Origin of the sequence: Shewanella zhangzhouensis, from assembly GCF_019457615.1 — a bacterium.
Taxonomy (GTDB): Bacteria; Pseudomonadota; Gammaproteobacteria; order Enterobacterales; family Shewanellaceae; genus Shewanella; species Shewanella zhangzhouensis.
In genome coordinates this window covers 4,270,694-4,286,769 of record NZ_CP080414.1, presented here as the reverse complement: position 1 = coordinate 4,286,769, position 16,076 = coordinate 4,270,694, and the positions used below count along the sequence as shown (strand labels likewise).

Annotated in this window: 16 protein-coding genes; 6 read left to right on the top strand and 10 right to left on the bottom strand. The window is 56.2% G+C overall.

Features of this window, described 5'->3' with window-relative positions; all coding sequences use genetic code 11:
- The 5 genes from menE to K0H63_RS18900 all read right to left on the bottom strand — a co-directional run bounded on the left by menE (window position 1) and on the right by K0H63_RS18900 (window position 6,053).
- Entirely contained in the window at window positions 1–1,464 is a 1,464-nt protein-coding gene (gene menE / locus K0H63_RS18920) for an o-succinylbenzoate--CoA ligase (RefSeq protein ID WP_220066024.1), read from the bottom strand.
- The gene (menC, locus tag K0H63_RS18915) at window positions 1,461–2,534 is read right to left on the bottom strand and encodes an o-succinylbenzoate synthase (protein WP_220066023.1); all 1,074 of its coding nucleotides are present in this window, start codon (window positions 2,532–2,534) and stop codon (window positions 1,461–1,463) included. The genes menE and menC overlap by 4 nt, the downstream gene beginning before the upstream one ends.
- Window positions 2,527–3,363, bottom strand: coding sequence for a 2-succinyl-6-hydroxy-2,4-cyclohexadiene-1-carboxylate synthase (menH, locus tag K0H63_RS18910; RefSeq protein WP_220066022.1), 837 nt, complete (start codon window positions 3,361–3,363; stop codon window positions 2,527–2,529). Before menH ends, menC begins: the two co-directional genes overlap by 8 nt.
- A complete protein-coding gene (gene menD / locus K0H63_RS18905; RefSeq protein ID WP_220066021.1) occupies window positions 3,345–5,063 on the bottom strand; it encodes a 2-succinyl-5-enolpyruvyl-6-hydroxy-3-cyclohexene-1-carboxylic-acid synthase in 1,719 nt (572 codons plus the stop codon). The genes menH and menD overlap by 19 nt, the downstream gene beginning before the upstream one ends.
- A gap of 558 nt (window positions 5,064–5,621) precedes the next feature.
- Window positions 5,622–6,053, bottom strand: coding sequence for an Lrp/AsnC family transcriptional regulator (locus tag K0H63_RS18900; RefSeq protein ID WP_203325344.1), 432 nt, complete (start codon window positions 6,051–6,053; stop codon window positions 5,622–5,624).
- 165 nt (window positions 6,054–6,218) lie between these two features.
- On the opposite strand from K0H63_RS18900, the gene yjeH reads away from it, so the two are divergent.
- On the top strand, window positions 6,219–7,475 hold the full coding sequence (gene yjeH / locus K0H63_RS18895; protein ID WP_220066020.1) for an L-methionine/branched-chain amino acid transporter: 1,257 nt from the start codon (window positions 6,219–6,221) through the stop codon (window positions 7,473–7,475).
- Here yjeH and K0H63_RS18890 read toward each other — a convergent pair.
- A complete protein-coding gene (locus K0H63_RS18890; RefSeq protein WP_220066019.1) occupies window positions 7,472–8,080 on the bottom strand; it encodes an energy transducer TonB in 609 nt (202 codons plus the stop codon). The genes yjeH and K0H63_RS18890 overlap by 4 nt on opposite strands.
- 174 nt (window positions 8,081–8,254) lie before the next feature.
- Here K0H63_RS18890 and K0H63_RS18885 point away from each other — a divergent pair, with 174 nt between their 5' ends.
- Both K0H63_RS18885 and K0H63_RS18880 read left to right on the top strand, forming a co-directional pair.
- Complete coding sequence (locus K0H63_RS18885) at window positions 8,255–9,010, top strand: class I SAM-dependent methyltransferase (protein ID WP_220066018.1); 756 nt, start codon at window positions 8,255–8,257, stop codon at window positions 9,008–9,010.
- Between the two features lie 62 nt (window positions 9,011–9,072).
- On the top strand, window positions 9,073–9,897 hold the full coding sequence (locus tag K0H63_RS18880) for an HDOD domain-containing protein (protein WP_220066017.1): 825 nt from the start codon (window positions 9,073–9,075) through the stop codon (window positions 9,895–9,897).
- Here K0H63_RS18880 and K0H63_RS18875 read toward each other — a convergent pair.
- Window positions 9,894–10,331, bottom strand: coding sequence for a tellurite resistance TerB family protein (locus tag K0H63_RS18875; protein WP_220066016.1), 438 nt, complete (start codon window positions 10,329–10,331; stop codon window positions 9,894–9,896). The genes K0H63_RS18880 and K0H63_RS18875 overlap by 4 nt on opposite strands.
- Window positions 10,332–10,356: 25 nt before the next feature.
- Window positions 10,357–10,899: a DUF2780 domain-containing protein gene (locus K0H63_RS18870; protein ID WP_220066015.1), complete on the bottom strand. Its 543-nt coding sequence runs from the start codon at window positions 10,897–10,899 to the stop codon at window positions 10,357–10,359.
- A gap of 231 nt (window positions 10,900–11,130) precedes the next feature.
- Between K0H63_RS18870 and K0H63_RS18865 the strand changes: the two genes are divergently transcribed.
- The gene (locus K0H63_RS18865; RefSeq protein ID WP_011761559.1) at window positions 11,131–11,832 is read left to right on the top strand and encodes a hypothetical protein; all 702 of its coding nucleotides are present in this window, start codon (window positions 11,131–11,133) and stop codon (window positions 11,830–11,832) included.
- 12 nt (window positions 11,833–11,844) lie between these two features.
- Window positions 11,845–13,260: a DUF4145 domain-containing protein gene (locus tag K0H63_RS18860; protein ID WP_220066014.1), complete on the top strand. Its 1,416-nt coding sequence runs from the start codon at window positions 11,845–11,847 to the stop codon at window positions 13,258–13,260.
- 15 nt (window positions 13,261–13,275) lie between these two features.
- Here the strand turns inward: K0H63_RS18860 and K0H63_RS18855 are convergent, their stop codons facing one another.
- Together K0H63_RS18855 and K0H63_RS18850 are read right to left on the bottom strand one after the other, a co-directional pair.
- Window positions 13,276–13,611 carry a hypothetical protein gene (locus tag K0H63_RS18855; protein ID WP_220066013.1) on the bottom strand — a complete coding sequence of 112 codons (336 nt, stop codon included), beginning with the start codon at window positions 13,609–13,611 and terminating at the stop codon, window positions 13,276–13,278.
- Between the two features lie 69 nt (window positions 13,612–13,680).
- Complete coding sequence (locus tag K0H63_RS18850) at window positions 13,681–14,661, bottom strand: LysR family transcriptional regulator (protein WP_220066012.1); 981 nt, start codon at window positions 14,659–14,661, stop codon at window positions 13,681–13,683.
- Between the two features lie 109 nt (window positions 14,662–14,770).
- Here K0H63_RS18850 and K0H63_RS18845 point away from each other — a divergent pair, with 109 nt between their 5' ends.
- A complete protein-coding gene (locus K0H63_RS18845; protein WP_220066011.1) occupies window positions 14,771–15,973 on the top strand; it encodes a multidrug effflux MFS transporter in 1,203 nt (400 codons plus the stop codon).
- Window positions 15,974–16,076 lie beyond the last annotated feature (103 nt).

Below are 16,076 nucleotides of genomic sequence, written 5' to 3'. Positions count from 1 at the left end.
TCACTGTGGCTCATTGGCGCACAGCACTGCGGCCACCACCGACTTGCGGTTGGTTTTCAGGCCACTGGTTGCCATCTCGGGCCAGGCTTGATAACTGCGAGGCCGTTTAAAGCGGGCGATACGGCTTGCAAGAAAGTCATCCAATTCCGCTTGGGTCGGCATAGCATTGCGACAACGCAGCAGCGCATGGGGTAGCAGGCCAAAAGTGTTATCGGCTTTGGGATAAACGATGGCCTCCAGCACCTGTGGATGCTGGCACAGCGCCGCTTCAATTTCTTCCGGGTGCAGGTTTTCGCCGCCGCAGATAAACATGTTATCGAGTCGTCCCGACACAAAAAGCCTGCCGGCTTCGTCCAGATGGCCGCAATCTCGGGTGGCAAACCAGCCCTCATCGGTGAGCGGTAACCTGAGACCATTATCCTCAAGATATCCCAGGAACAGAGTCTCGCCCCGCACCTGAATTTCCCCCTGATGGATTCTGAGCTCCCGTCCCGGCAACAGGGTACCGCTTGCGCCCTGGCTATTGGCCGGACCTGTGGTGATTTGTGAGCTCATTTCTGTCATGCCGTAACTGGTAAAGGCACAGAGCCCCAGCGCCTCCAGTCGTGAAAGCAAAGCGCCGCCGATAGCGCCGCCCCCCAGCAACAATGCCTTGACCGACTTAAGTGAATCTGGCGAGTCCTCAAGCAGGGCAGTGAGCTGCGCCGCCACCAAAGAGACATGGGTGGGTGACAGTGCTGACATGGCCTGGGCTACCGACAGTTGTATTGTCGATGCTTGCTGCTGTGGCAACACTACCGCAGCACCTGCGAGGGCGCAGCGATTGAGAATGGCAATACCACCGATATGAAACAGCGGCAGTGACAGCAGCCAGCGATCGCCCGGCGACAGCGGAATAAGGCCTCGGGCACCCTCGGCGCTGGCAATGTGATTGGCCAGAGCATGCACCGCCGCCTTGGGCTCGCCCGTGGAGCCTGAACTCAGCACCAGATTAACCGGCTGCGACAAATCTAGGGTTGCGGCGACAGGAGGTGCCTCGGTGCTTGCGGCCATCCCGCTGGTCGTGTCCTCAAGGTGGATACGGGGCAATGCCGGGCAAAGGCTTTCAAGCGCCGGGGCGTGCAGGGCATCAAGGGCAAAACGACGTATCAGGCCTTCAAGCTGAGATTCTGGAAACCGCCATGACAGGGGGCAAAAAAGTGCCCCCGCTTCGGCGCAGGCCCAGTAGAGGATTATCTGCTCGACACTGTTGGGCCCAATCACCCCGAGGCGCGTTATATCTTGCGACTTAAGCTGCTGAGCGACCTCACGCACCTGCCTGGCCGTCACCTCGAAAGACAAGGTGTATTCCGGCGTTATCAGTGCATGGGCGTCGGGCCAGGTGGCCGCTGCTTGCTGCAGGGGCGAGATGGACAGTTGAGGGTTGACTGAACGCTGTGGGCTGATTGAACGCTGAGGGCTCATAGCAGCGAGGCTCCGAGTTCACAGCCAAGCACAGGGCCTGGGGCTTCTGGCGTGAGACAACGTTTTTGCCCGTGTGAGACGATGCAGTCGGCTTCAAAGGGAAACAGGGTATCGAGCCCTGGCGCTTCGTCCGGGGTGACCTGTTTGGCAAAGGCCGCCAGCGCGGCTATGCCCAGAGATGACTCCAGTGCCGAGCTGATAACGCAGCGAATGCCCCGCGAATGGGCTTCATCAATCAACGCCTGTACCCGGGCGGGCGAGCCGAGCAGCATGGGCTTTAACACCAATGCCCTGAGTCCCTGTGACTGGGGATCTTCCGGGAAGTGAAAGTCTGACAGGGCAAGAGACTCATCCAGGGCATAGCCGATGCCAACGGTCCGAAAGAGTGCGGGATTGTCAGCCGGATTGCGACAGGGCTCTTCGATATAGTCGATGGCCGCCCTGGGCAGACATGCACAAAAATCAATGGCATCGTCCAGTTCAAAGCCCTGATTGGCGTCGAGACGCAGCTTCAGCTGTGGTCGTTCTGCAAGAATCGAATGGATGAGTTTAAGCTCGGTCTCCATGGAGGTTTGGCCCACCTTCACCTTCACGAATCGGGTATGTGCCGGCAGCGCTTTAACGCGTTTTCGAACAGCCTCCAGCGGCTCGTCCTGGGCAAGGTAAATGAGCGGAATACAGGGCATTGGGTGGGCTATGTCATCGGACAACTGCTCGCTAAGTTGGGCAGCGAGTATACCAAGCCCCCAGGCTACCGACGCTTCAGAAACCGACTCGGCCATGGCTTCAAGCTCGACCACCCAATCAGCTTCGTCTGATGATGTTATGCCAGCCAAGCCGCTTTTTAACGTATTAATGCAGTCGTCAATGGACTCGGCGCTGAAACCAATGATGGGGGCGCCATCCATATCCGTGCCGCTTAAGGGCGCAATCTCGGCGAACACTCGCCGCTCGCCGATGCGGGCCTCTAACACCAAACCCACGCGATGCATGATGCGCTGCTTACCCACGGGCAGTGGGCGGCTGAGGGCGATGCGATAGGGATAAAGGGCAAAAGAAGGTTCAGACATGCGATTGACCCGCGCTGGAGTGATGGAATATGCCCTGAAGCAGGCAGTGTGCAAAGCGGCCGGGCTGCTCGGCATGGCAATTGTGACCGGCGCCTTCAATTGTAAACAATCGAATATCCGCTTGTTGCTGCTGCCACTGGTTGGCGAGGGCGGTAAATTTCTGGTCTTGCTCGCCTACATACAGATTCACCGGGCAGGGCAAGTTGGCTGGCACCGCTCTGAGGTCCTGTTGATTTGCCAGTGAGGTGGCCAGATACATCTGCAACAGGGCCTGGCGGTGTTTGTCTTGATGCTGGGCACAGCGCTTTGCCACCAGAGCATGGCGGGCGGTGTCATCGAGATGGGCAAATACGCCCTGACGATACCAGGCATCGAGAAACACGGGCAGGGGTTCAATTGCCAGTCGTTTGGCCCAGAGGCTATCGGCGGCAAGCCGCTCGGCCCTGGCAATGTTGCTCTCAAGGCCCGGATGACAGGACTCAAGGTTAAGGCTCAGCAGACTTTTTGGGGCCAGACGTGCCATATGCAGCGCCAGGCGGCCACCGAGGGAATAACCGAGCAGGTGAAACTCAGTTACATTCTGCTCGGCAAGCCAGTGGAGCAGGTCGAGGCAGACCTTGTCAAACGGGCTGCTGCAGTTGCCATCAAGCTGATGTTCGGCCTTCTCGTCGAACTGCACTTCAAACGGGGCTGAGCCGTGCCCGGGTAAGTCGGGTGTCAGCAGTCGAAAATGGGGCCCGAGTTCGGAAGCCAATGTGTCCCAATCGCTGCCGCTGCCTAAAAAACCATGTAATAACAGCAGGCAGGGCTTCAGCGGCTGCGTATCCACTCTGCCATTCTCCTTATCTGATTACTTGCCTGATCCTGAGCCACAGTCACTTCAATCACAGAGGCGCCCGGATGTTCCAGAGCCGCCTGATAGGCATCGATAAAGGCCTCCATATCTTCGGCCCGGTCGTAGGGCAGGCCAAACATGGCGGCGCCGTAGCCAAACTCCAGCCCATGGCTGAGGCGATAGAAATCGCTGCGAAGCTCTTCTGTGGGGACTGGCAGCAAGTTGAAGATATTGCCGCCATCGTTATTGAGCACAACTATTACCAGCGGCGATTGGCAATCCCGGGCGAGCGCCAGAGAGTTCAAATCGTGCAGCGCCGATAAATCCCCGAGAATCAGGGTGGTGGGTCGTCCTCTATGACGGGCTACACCGCAGGCGGTGGCGATAAGACCATCGATGCCGGAAGCGCCCCTGTTGGTATAGGTAGATGCGGCGCAGCAGCCAATGGGCGCAAACATGTCATAGAGGCGCACCGGCAGGCTGTTACCGATAAAGAGTTGCTGCTCGGCGGTATGGCTGGCGGCGATAGCGCGAATAACCTGCGCCTCACCGAATTCGCCACCATCGATATGGTGGATAAAATCCTGCTCAACCGACTGATTTAAAGCGATAAGCTGCGCCGCCCAGTTGGCCTCCGACGAGCGCGGCCATTCGAGGGCGCAAGCATCACCAGCCCGGCCGAGCCAAAGTTGCTTGTTGCTGTGGCTGGGGTCGAGCCTTTCCTGATGGGGCAATACCTGCCAGTAACTGTGCCAGTCTTTTTCGGCCAGATAACTGATAAGGCGTTTCGACAGAAGCCTACCGCCAAAGACCAGCACCCGTTCGGCCTGATCCAACAGGGCACGGGCCTTGGGATTCAGCAGCAGCTGATCGATATGGCCTATGGCGCCCGGATGCTGACGCAGCTGGCTTTGAGCATCGGTCAGCAGTGGCCAACCCAGCTTTTGCGATAGTGTGATGAGTTCAATCGGTGCTTCGGCTTCGGTCAGCGTGCCCGCCACTATCACCCCTTTGCCATGGACAAAGCGCATCATGGCATCCCGGGGGGGGAAGGCGCTGAAGCTGGCATTGGCCACCGACAGATACGGCGCCTGGGTATCCTGCCACTGGCCAAGACGACTTAAATAACTGTCGAATTGCTCGAACCTGCGCTCTGAAGGATACAAAGGTTCGGGGTACATGCAATTGATATGCAGCGGCCGGTCGAGATTTGCCAATTGTTCATCGAGGGCACTGAGCAGCACTTCCGGGCCAATTCGCAGGTCGGGAGTCGGCAGATTGAGCTGGCGGGCATAACCGCCAAAAATACCGGGCTGTTCAATGGCCTGATTGGCGCCGCAGCCAATCAGTTCCCAGGGTCTGTCGCCGGAGAGAATAATCAGCGGCACGTGGGTCAGGGATGCTTCCACAATGGCCGGATACAGGTTGGCCACGGCGGTGCCCGAGGTGGTGATGATGGCGACGGGCGCTTTGCTGGCTTTTGCCAGTCCGAGCGCGAGGAAACCCAGCCCCCGTTCATCAAAATGCAGATGTCGGGTCAGCTTATCCTGGGCGGCGGCAGCCAGAGTCAGTGGCGTTGAACGGGAGCCCGGCGCCATACACAGGTGCATTACACCGTGGCGGGTGAGCTCCTCCAGAATCAAAGAGCCCCACAACAAATTGAGTTCGGCAGTACTCGAATGCAAGTGATCCATGGTGAAAAGGGATTGGATAACAATGACCTTAGTGTACCCCTAACCTTGCTGGTTAACAGGCTAATTTTGTCAGACTTAGATTAGGGAAGGTGCGAATAAGTCCCGTGCTTGCTCTGCGTGAGCTTAAAGTGGATAGATGCAAGGCACAGTTTGCAGCGAATGGCCCTAGTCCTTCGCAAGAACTGTAACGCAGCAGATACCGCTGTAAGCCACGCCCTGCGGGGCTTTGATAGCAACACCATTTCGGCGTTATTCAACTTCAGCAGGACGGCGGGGGCGCCCAGCCATGCCCTCAGTTGAATGCCTTGAACTGTCGCTGCTATCAAAGCCAGAGCTGTGCGACGACTTGTTCGCACCTTCCTGAGGTCTCGCTAATTGTCCCGACATCCGTCGATTTGGCTTAACAACCAGATTGGATTGAACACCTGCCCATCACAACAGGGCGATTTCATCGGCGCTATTAGCCAGAGTGCGCGGGAAGTCCCGTTGGCTTAATAACCCAAGCACTCAGTAACTCGCTGATAGCCACATTCACATGCGTTGGGTCTGTGCCTGGTCTCAGGGCGCGAGATTATTAATCCACTCACTCATCACCACATGGGTTTTGATTTTGACAATTTCGGTGTGGGTGTCGATATATTCGCGGATTTCGTGCAGGCGGCGCATGGAAGGGGCATGGACATACACCAGCAGATCCATATCACCTGAGATCCCATGGCAGGTGAGCACTTCAGGAATGGCATGGAACACGTGCACCACATCGGCGCAGCGGGGGCACTTATGCTGAATTTCAAAGTAGGCCGACACACCTTCTTTTTGCGATTCAGACAGGAGTACTTGATAGCCGCGGATCACTCCCGATTGCTCGAGTTTTTTAATACGTTCGGAGACTGCACTGCGGGACAGATTCACTTCGTCGGCAATGGTTGAAATGCTTCTTCTGGCATCCTGGCGCAATGCCTGAATAATGGCCTGGTCAAACTTGTCCAACCTGAAACTCCTCGATAACTTGAGTTTGCCGACGAAATGTCGGAATTATCTTTAATAACCGCCAAAATGACGGCGTAAGTTCACCTTGTGCGGGAAAAGGGCGGCAGAATGTGGCGCTGCTCACAGCTATACTTTGCCTAACTTTCCACAGCAATAATCTAACAGATGGAACATATCAAAGGAACGATCGGTCGCTGGCAAGGCGCCGGACTCATGGCCACCACTTTATTGGGCACAGGGGTGTTTATCTTACCGCAGATGACACTGGCAAAAGCCGGTACCAGCGCGCTTTGGGCCTGGGCACTGCTCACCCTGGCCATTATCCCCGTGACTTTGGTGTTTGGCCGTTTGGCAAGCCGGTTTCCCCATGCTGCCGGCCCGGCCTTCTTTGTGGAAAAAGCCTTTGGCCGCACCCTGGGGCGGAGCATTGGGCTTATCTTTTTGCTGGTGATCCCCATGGGCGCTCCCGCCGCCATTTTGATGACATTTCAGTTTGTCACTGCTCTGTTGCCATTGGCGGGTGTTGAGTTGCTATTGGCGCAGCTTTTGGTCATAGGTCTCCTGTGGTTCGCCAATTTAAAAGGCTTGCAGGTGTCCGCCAAGGCGCAATTTGCACTGACTCTGGGAATAGTAGCCGTGGTGCTCGCGCTCTTTATGGGCCTGGGTGTACAGCATCAAGCCGTCGAATTGCCGGATTTTGAATCAGCCTGGCAGACCGGCCCCATGATGCTGGCTGCGGGTATCGCCTTCTGGAGCTTTCTGGGGGTCGAGGCCATGACTCACCTGGCCCACGATTTTCGTGAGCCGGAAAAAGACATGATCCCCGCAATGATGCTTGGCACTGTGCTGGTGGGACTGATTTATCTGGGTTGCACCAGTTTGTTGTGGCTGGTGCCATCCGGCACGGGCGTCGCCATGATGGGGGTATTCGACACCCTGCTTGGGGGCGGAGGTGCGCAGGTAATCGGCATTCTGGGCGTGTCAGCGGGCCTTGCCACCGTAAACGTTTATGCCGGCAGTGCTGCACGTTTGCTGTGGAGCTTCAGCCGCGAGGGCATCATGCCCCGTTACTTCCAGCGCCTGAATGACCACGGTGTCCCCGTTCGTGCGCAAACCGCTATTTTGGGCGCCATGGCGTTGGTGCTGACGCTGGTGTTTGTGTTTGAGCAGGATTTGGAACAGCTGATCGCCTGGAGTAACGGGGTGTTTGTGATTATCTATGCCCTGTCCATGTTGGCAGCCTGGCGTTTACTCGGTGCTTCTTCGCGGCTCTGGATCCTGTTGGGGCTGGGGTTTTGCCTGGCGCTTGGGGTGTCACTCGGTGAGCGTATGGCTTACGCGGTACTTTTGCTGATGATGGTGTTGCCCCTGCTGTGGTGGCAGAAGGGGCATTTACAGCGTAAAGCGGGTGGCGCCTGTTAAATCCGCTGATCCAGACTGAAATCGAGGCGAATTTGCTGGTTACTCACACCAACGGGTTTGCCATCGACCATTTTGGGTTTGTACTTCCAACGCTTCACCGCATCACGGGCAGCAGCATCGAAGGTTCGTTTGGGGTTGGCGTCCAGCACCCGCACATTGGTGGTGCTGCCATCGGCAGCGATGTCAAAACCCACTACCACAAAGCCTTCTTTGCCGTTTTGGGCGGCGCTGATGGGGTAGTTGGGCTGGATTTGCACAACGGGTACGGCATCATAATCTGAGTTACCGAAGTTTGAGCCGCCTTGGGATACGGGTGGCAGTTCTATGGTGGGGGAGTCGATGGGCACTCCTGTTCCTGAGCTTTCCCCGGTTGTGGCGATTTCCACCGGTTTTATTGGCTCTGGCTTGGGTGGAGGCGTAGTGTTCCGAACTGGCCTGAGTTCTTCTCTGTCCGGCATAGTCACCTGAAGCTCCGGTGTTGCCGTTGGTTCCTGGTACTCTAACGGCGGCTGTTTTACCAGATAGGCCATAAAGACGAACAGCCCCAGGGTGACCAAGGCGCCCAACATGCCCAGCGTACCTTTTTGCATCAGCGATTTACCCATATCCACCTTCCTGTGTTGTATTGGCTTTCACTGATATAGCTAGCAGTTCGAAATTTAACCGGCAAACATTTTCTTACACTTTTCCTCAATAAAAGCAAATATTTACAAATAATAAACAGATAAAAAACCTTTTATTTACCAAAATGGTGGTGCAAGTCACTTTTGGGGGAAAATATGAAAGCTGTCACTGTATGGAGTTTACTGGCCTTGAGCCTTTGCACCACCGCCATGGCCGATGCCCGCGAAATCGGTCCGCATATTCGCGATGCCATGGCCGATCAAGCCCGGCCTGAAGCCGACCGGGGACGGGATATCCAGCGAAAGCCGGATCTTATCCTGAGTTACTTTGAGGTGACACCCGGACAAAAGGTGCTGGACCTCTTTTCCGGTGGTGGATATTACACCGAGCTGCTTGCCCGCGCTGTTGGAAGAGATGGTCGGGTGGTGGCCCACAACAATCAGGCTTACCTGCCATTCGCCGGAGATGAACTCAAGCAAAGGGACTACGCTGCCCGCCTGCCCAATGTGGAAACCCTGCTGGCGGAAGCCAACGACCTGCACTTTGTCGACCAGAGTTTTGACAGGATTTTTTTCGTGCTGGGATTTCATGATGCGCTCTACAGCACCAAGGACTGGCCAGCTATCGACCTGGATAAGCTGGTGGCCCTGATGCAAAAATCGCTTAAGTCCGGCGGCCAGGTTGCGATTATTGATCACAGGGCAAAACCCGGCAGTGGAGCCGATGTGGCAGAGCAGCTGCACCGTATGGATCCCGCTCTGGTAATAGCAACAATGACCGAGGCAGGTTTCAGGTTCGATGGAGAGCTGGATGCATTGGCCAACAAGGCCGATCCGCTGGATATCTCAGTATTTGATAAAAGAATACGGGGTCATAGCGACCGATTCGTACTTAAGTTTACTAAACCCTGAACCCGGCTGGCGGCTGCTTCTTCTGGACTATAGTTTATCTGTTACCCAGAGGAGAACGTCCCATGCATTCAGCCGCACTGCTTCAAAAAGTTGATGAATTACCAAGGCTTCCCAAAGCCATAGCCGAACTCTTGGATATAGTGAATAACGAAGATTCCACCGTTAAAGCCGTCTCCGAGAAACTGTCCCATGACCCAGTGCTCAGCGCGCGGGTGCTCCGGCTTGCCAACTCTGCCCGTTTCGGGTGTTCACGGGAGGTGGGTACCATTGATGATGCCGTCGTGCGCCTGGGCATGCAGACCCTGAGGACCTTGGTCATTGCGTCGGCTGTGGTCGGCGCGGTTCCCAAGGTGGAAGGCTTCGACCTGGCCGATTTTTGGGGCAATACCTTTGAAGTGGCCATTATCTGTCAGGAGCTGGCAAAACGTCTGGGAACCCTGCCCGAAGAGGCCTTTACCTGCGGTATTTTGCATTCCATCGGAGAGTTGTTGATAGTCAATGGCGATCCGGCCGTGGCGGCTACCATCTCAGCCGCCGTTGCCGAAGGTGCTGATCGAAATCTGATGGAAAAAGAGATTTTGGGTTACGACAATGCCGAAATCGGGGCTCTGCTGGCCCAGAATTGGAAGTTTACGCCTGCCCTGGTGAAGGGCATTCAGTTTCAGAATCATCCCAAATCTGCCGAACCCTACTCCAAACTCGCCGGTATGTTGGCCATGGCGAAGCAAATTGCCGCCGACTGGGACAAAATTCCCGATGACGAGCGCACCAGTTGGCTGGCTCAGATTAATATTCTGGCCGGGATCAAGGTGGATTTGGGGGGACTTGCTGAGAAGCTGGCCAAAATGCATGGCCAGGGCATGGAAATGGGCAAACAGCTGGCTTAGCCAGCCTTTGCCTGATTACGCAGCTGTATCAGCTCACTGTGTTTGAGATAGAGCAGATCGGCCGTTTTACGGATGATCTGCTCTTCGTATTGGCACAATTCACCGTCGGAGAAGGCCAGTTGCCACATGGCCAGGATCAGGGCCTGCTTCTCTGCCAAATCAAACTGCTTGTTTATCAGGTCTGTGTATTCAAACAATGAAATTGCCTGCTGATGGCGGTCGATGGCGTTTGTCATCAGGGCATGGGCTTCATCGACGCTCACCCCGGTGAGCCTGGCAATGAATTCCGGCAGCAAACGCTGTTCGCTGCCGGACAGATCTTCGTCTGCCAACACTACTTCAATCAAGAGTGCAGCCGCCGCTTCTGACTGCGTCAAACGGGGGCCAGTGTCACCCAGACGCTGGTTCAGCAACTTTTTCAGTGCACTAATCATCATGGCCTCCCGTGACGTTTATGAGTTACAGCAGGCTTCCCAAGCCTTTCATCAGTAAGCCAACAGTATCATCACCGGCAGTGCTTTGAAGATAGTTTTTGGCAACATCCACCATGGGAGCCGCCAACTCGCGGGAAATACCCAGTTTTTCAAAAGCATCGTATACCATGGCACTGCCTTGCAATGAGCTGCCAAGGCCACCGGCCTTGGACAGCAGGCCAGACATACCAGTGTTGCTGTTAAGACCAGGGACTGCTGACAGCATCTGATCAGCGCCGGGTATGGCATCAGTCAGGCTGGAGAACTCGCTGCCGCTCAGGCTACCCTGCGCCATTTTAAGCAGTGCGCCCATGCCACCCTCGGCCTGGTTTTGATTTAACCCCAGGGCCATCAGGTCTCCCAGCAAGTCGCTGCTTTGTGCCTGAGTGGTCGGTGTGGCTGGCTGGGCGGTAGCGCCACTCACTTGCTTAAGGGTGTCGGAGGCCAGTGAGCCCAGATCCACTGCATTGGCGGAAGAAGACAGTGCCATGGCGGAGAAAACCAGTGAAAGGGCAGTGATTCGTTTCATTCAGTGACGTCCTGTAGGTGATTCATCTCAAAGTCAGGGGGCTATTCTAGACAAAGCGCGGTAAAAAATGCACGGAATTTGCGTCATATCATGGTGGATAGCTGCTTAAGGCCTGTGCATGCACGGCGGTTTTTGGGTATTCTAGGCGCACAAAATAAGGGGTCCATTTCCGGTTAGGCAGCCGAGTCTGTCGTCTGGATTGAATTTAACGTTAATCGGTTGGAAAGACATATGTCACTGTCCGTTATATTGAGCGAAGCTTATAACTTTTTTCGCAATCACCTGGGTCAACTCGCGGCTCTGACGATTCCGCTGCTTTTGGCGCAGACAGGCATCCAGCTGTGGCTGGGCAGTGAATTTGCCAAAGTTGATGTCAACAATCCGCAGTTTGGCTCACCACACTTTTTCGCCATGATGATGATGCTCATCATTTTCTCTGTTTTGATTGCCGCCCTGACGCTGTACTTGCAGCTGCGTAGCGAAGGCCATGAACTGTCCACTGGCGCTGTGCTCAAGGCCAGTTTGCCTTTTGTGCCACCGCTGCTGCTGGCGGGAGTGTTTTCCGGCATGGCGATCGCGGCACCCGTGATTATTGCCGCCGCCTTTGGCCCCCTGTGGCTGATTGGTTTGGGTATCAGCCTCTACCTTTTTGCTCGCCTGGCCTATGTGAACTTTATGGTGGTGGTGGAACGTCTGACGCCCCTTGAGGCCATCAAGGCCAGCTTCCGCTTTTCGTCTTCCATCGTGTCCAAAACCGTGGCCCTGCTGCTGTTGTATGTGCCCCTGTCTCTGGTGGGCGGCACCCTGTCACAACTGGTGGCCGGTGTTGGGCTTCCGCTTCAACTGATTGTTGATGCAGGATTTTCCTTTATTGCTCTGTTTGTTAACGTGGCGCTGTTCCGCCTCTACATGGTTAACAGAACTCAGGCTTAAGGAGCAAAGCGGATGGCTGGCAAGGGACTGACAGATACCGCAATGATTGCGGCCTTCGATGACGACCTTGCCAAGGAATATCGCCGCGCCAGACGCTTTGCCAAAGATGTCCCCGCCCAGGCGCTGCTGACACTGCGCAGCGCCCTCTACAAGCTCACGGGTATCCTGGCCGCAGGCCGCCTGACCTTCGACAGCCCCAATCTTTACAACCGCATCGAGGCCTTGTCACAGGCGCGTTTGCTGGGAGTGCGTCAGGTCCGTGCCATGCACAGGCTCAGGGCCGACGGTAACCGTGGCGCCCATCCGGAAAAATATCATCTCGATGAGGCGTCACTGCTTGCACTGGCAAACAAGGCGCTGCTGAATTTTTGCCAGCTGGTGTCCGAGTTGTCGGGCGCAACCCACTTCGAATTTGAACCCCTCGATGAGCTCAGCAACAGAGAACTCTGCTACAGGGCCGTTATGGCGGATGATGCCGAGGCACAGTATCTGCTGGGGATGGCCTTTAAAACCCAGGGGTTACTGGCCCGGGATGCGCAGCAAGGCCCGGATGATGAGCCCACAGCGTCAGCGGCGCTGGCGAAGGCGCAATATTGGTTTACCCAGTCAGCAAACAGCCTTGCGGTGGCCCGCTATGAATTGGGGGTGGCGTTTCTGCATGCTTATCAGGGACAGGTCGATGAGGCCAAAGGTATTTCCCTGATTGCCGAGGCCGCCACGCAAGGCGTGGAAGATGCCAAGGCCTTGCTGGGATACTTTGCGCTGACCGGACAGGGCATGGCCGTGGATCTGCCCAGGGCCGAATCTCTGCTGACCGAGGCTACACAAGGCGGCCATACCGAGGCCGAAGCCAACCTTGGGGTGCTCAGGTACCAGCAGGGGCGTATCGAGGAGGCATTCAGGCATATTGAATCGGCGGCGCGGGGCGGATTCCCACAGGCGCAGTATCATGTGTCCCTGATGCTGAGTCGGGGTGAGGGCTGCCTGGTTGATGCCCTTGGCGCCGAGCGCTGGCTTGCCGAGGCTGCCGAGCAAGGGCAGCTGGACGCCATGTTGGCGCGTGCCCGGCATATGCTCCATGATGAGGCCACCCTCGGCAGTGATTTAACCCTCGCCGAAGATTACCTGCGTAAAGTCATCAGATTCAGTCAGAATGTGCCCGCCATGCTGGAACTGTCGATGGCGCTTGCCGATGGCATTCTGGGGCGTATTGATGTGGTCGAGGCGGCAACCTTGCTTGGCGAGGCCGCACGGCTTGCCAATGACCAAGAGCGCGCCATCATCACGCCACTGTGGCAGTCCCTGGCGACCCAGATTGAAAATGTGTTGCAGCTTTCTGTGAATGCAGACGAAAAAAAGGCCCTGGAGAGAGCCAAAGAACTGCTTTTGGAGATGCCGGGGCAGGGTGAGAGCGCCCCGGAGCAGTGATATCAGTAGCTGACCTTACTCGGTCGGATCGTGTTCGAAGGTGCGTCCCTGATGGGGGCGCGGGCGGAATAGGTCTCGGTCACGAAAGCGAACAAATGCTTCTTCCCCATCGACGGTGCTCTGGGATTGCTGTGCAGCCTGGGCTTGCTGAGCCTGGCGCTGCAATTTACCCAGCCAAACCCGGCCAAACACACTGAGTAGTGCAAAGGCCACGGCGCCTGCCAATAAGACAAAGGGCAGCATCACCAGGCTGAGACCCAGCACCACAAATCCTGCGATAAACATGGCCAGCCCGCGGAATCCGCTGAAGCGCTCACGCAAGGGGGGAGTGTGGAATTGACTGTAGATCATAATGCCTCCTGGGCGAATGTCGTGCTGACAGTCTGCGTAAAATGTGCACCATAATCACGTGAAATATGGTTAATCTTGCGTCCATTTAAGCTTCTCACCAAAGCTTTTTCGGGCGCTTTGGATGATAAGCTCGCGTATCCATCTGTGGCCGGGATCGCCATCATTTCGCTGGTGCCACAAGAGCACATAGGCCAGAGGCATAAAGTCAAAGGGTAATGGCAGCATCTCCAGTGCGTAGAGCTTGGAGGCATGGCGCGCAAAGCTTTGCGGCAGGGTGAACACCAGATCGGTATTGGCACAGACGCTGGCGGCGCCATAAAAATCGGGCACTGTGGCGCACAGGTGCCGCTGCTTGCCCTGAGTTGCCAGATAGTAATCCAGCGCCCACCAGTCGTTGCCTTCGCAGCGCACCTGCACATGGGCCAACTCCAGGTAAGTGTTGAGATCCCATTTCCCTTCCCCAAGCAGTGCCATGGCCGGGTGTCCCTGGCGCACCAGGCAAATTTGTTGGTCCTGGTAGAGCGTTTGATGGCAAATACCTTCCGGCAGGCTGTCGATACGAAAGTTGGCTTCGGGCTGCAAATCGATACCGTCTATCCCAAAGTCAATCTGCCCCAGTTGAAGATCGCTGATGGATTTTTCGTTCCACACATAGGAATTGAGCCGCAGACCCGGCGCCATGGAAAGCAGCGGGCCGATAAAGCCGGGGATCAGTGTCTCGTACGCACTTTCCACCATGGCGAAGCTGAAGGTGCGGGTACTGCTGGCAGGATCGAAACTGGGGGGCATCACCAACTGATTGAGCGCCTGCAACACCCCCGGCAGCCGCTCGGCCAGGGCCAGGGCATGGGCCGTGGGTTTCAGCCCGTGGGCCGTGCGGGAAAACAGCGGGTCGCCCAGGGTTTCCCGCAGTCGGCTCAGGCTCTTGGACAGGGCCGACTGACTGAGATTCAGGCGCACGGCGGCGCGGGTGACGCTTTGTTCTTCCAGCAATACCTGCAGTACCACCAGCAGATTGAGGTCGATGCGTGTCAGCTTGTCCAGTTGCATGTGATATTCCAGAGGGGAATTTTTAAAAGTATTTTATACCATTTCTGTTCATACCATGGCAGGAGTAAACTTCGTCTATCATTTTTATTTCCTTATCTGTGACTTTTTCATGCAACGAAATCTGCTGCCTATTTTGATGTCTCTGGTGCTGTTAAGCCCGCTGGCCATCGACATCTATCTGCCTTCTATGCCTGCCATGGCGCTGGACTTCAGCGTGGATGAACGGCAGGTGCAGTCGACTCTGGTGCTGTTTTTGTTCGCCATGGGGGTGGGGCAGGTATTGATTGGCCCCTTGGCCGACCGCTACGGTCGTCGTCCGGTGGCTCTGTTCGGCACAGTGCTCTACGTAATCAGCAGTCTGCTTGCCATGGCCGCCCTGGAGTTTGAATTGCTGCAACTGGCCCGCCTGCTTCAGGGGCTTGCCGCCTGTTCCACTTCCATCGTGGCGTTCAGCGCCGTGCGTGACAGCTACAGTCCGTCCGACAGCGCCCGTATCTACAGTTACCTCAATGGTGCCATCTGCGTGATCCCTGCGCTGGCACCCACCCTCGGTGGCCTGTTGGCTATTCAGTTTGGCTGGCGTTCGACCTTTGCCTTTATGGCCTTCTATGGGTTGGTGATGCTGTTGGTAGTGGGTTACCGTTTGCCGGAAACCCGTCCTGCCCATACCGAGTCCACCGGCCCTCTGTACCGCTGGGGACGTTACGCCCCGGTGCTCAAGAACAGCCATTTCATGTTTTATGCCGTGACCTGCATGGCCGCCATGGCCGCGATCCTTTGCTATGTTTCTTATTCGTCCATTTGGCTGATTGGTAAGCTGGGCGTATCTGAACTGGCGTTTTCCGGGCTCTTCGGTCTCAATGCCGTGGTGAACGTGGTGGCCTGTTTTGCAGCGCCAGTGGTGATCCGTAAGTTGGGGAACCGTCCAACCGTGTTGGTGGCGTTGGTGCTAATGATATTGGCATCCGTGCTGGAGCTGGTGTTGCAACTGCCTGAATGGGCATCACCCATGGCCGCGTCTTTTGCTTTTATGTTGCCTATGATGCTGCTGTGTGTGGGCTTTGCGCTGCTGCTTGGTCCTGCAACCAGTATGGCGCTGGCGCCCTTCGGTGAGCGTGCCGGTACTGCCACTGCGCTGCTGGGCTTTATTCAAATGAGTGGTGCATCTGTTATCACCGCCCTGGTACAGCTGACACCGCTGACCGCACCTTATGCCATTGGTTATACCATGGGTGGCTTGGCGCTGGTGTTGCTGGTCATCATGTTGATGCCACGGTTTGGTCATTGGCACCAGGAGCCGGCCACTCACTAATCCTCAGTTATCACCCTTTGGCCTGTCCGGGTTTCCCCGCGACGGGCTTTTTTTTATGATGGGCAAAATGTGTAGCCATGGGTGTTCAGGGTGTCCCGGGATT

What these genes read in the sequence shown, in the direction of transcription:
- menE (WP_220066024.1), bottom strand. Translation starts at nt 1,464, where the DNA reads ATGAGCCCTCAGCGTTCAATCAGCCCACAGCGTTCAGTCAACCCTCAA.
- menC (WP_220066023.1), bottom strand. Translation starts at nt 2,534, where the DNA reads ATGTCTGAACCTTCTTTTGCCCTTTATCCCTATCGCATCGCCCTCAGC.
- menD (WP_220066021.1), bottom strand. Translation starts at nt 5,063, where the DNA reads ATGGATCACTTGCATTCGAGTACTGCCGAACTCAATTTGTTGTGGGGC.
- yjeH (WP_220066020.1), top strand. Translation starts at nt 6,219, where the DNA reads ATGGAACATATCAAAGGAACGATCGGTCGCTGGCAAGGCGCCGGACTC.
- K0H63_RS18890 (WP_220066019.1), bottom strand. Translation starts at nt 8,080, where the DNA reads ATGGGTAAATCGCTGATGCAAAAAGGTACGCTGGGCATGTTGGGCGCC.
- K0H63_RS18885 (WP_220066018.1), top strand. Translation starts at nt 8,255, where the DNA reads ATGAAAGCTGTCACTGTATGGAGTTTACTGGCCTTGAGCCTTTGCACC.
- K0H63_RS18880 (WP_220066017.1), top strand. Translation starts at nt 9,073, where the DNA reads ATGCATTCAGCCGCACTGCTTCAAAAAGTTGATGAATTACCAAGGCTT.
- K0H63_RS18875 (WP_220066016.1), bottom strand. Translation starts at nt 10,331, where the DNA reads ATGATTAGTGCACTGAAAAAGTTGCTGAACCAGCGTCTGGGTGACACT.
- K0H63_RS18870 (WP_220066015.1), bottom strand. Translation starts at nt 10,899, where the DNA reads ATGAAACGAATCACTGCCCTTTCACTGGTTTTCTCCGCCATGGCACTG.
- K0H63_RS18865 (WP_011761559.1), top strand. Translation starts at nt 11,131, where the DNA reads ATGTCACTGTCCGTTATATTGAGCGAAGCTTATAACTTTTTTCGCAAT.
- K0H63_RS18860 (WP_220066014.1), top strand. Translation starts at nt 11,845, where the DNA reads ATGGCTGGCAAGGGACTGACAGATACCGCAATGATTGCGGCCTTCGAT.
- K0H63_RS18855 (WP_220066013.1), bottom strand. Translation starts at nt 13,611, where the DNA reads ATGATCTACAGTCAATTCCACACTCCCCCCTTGCGTGAGCGCTTCAGC.
- K0H63_RS18850 (WP_220066012.1), bottom strand. Translation starts at nt 14,661, where the DNA reads ATGCAACTGGACAAGCTGACACGCATCGACCTCAATCTGCTGGTGGTA.
- K0H63_RS18845 (WP_220066011.1), top strand. Translation starts at nt 14,771, where the DNA reads ATGCAACGAAATCTGCTGCCTATTTTGATGTCTCTGGTGCTGTTAAGC.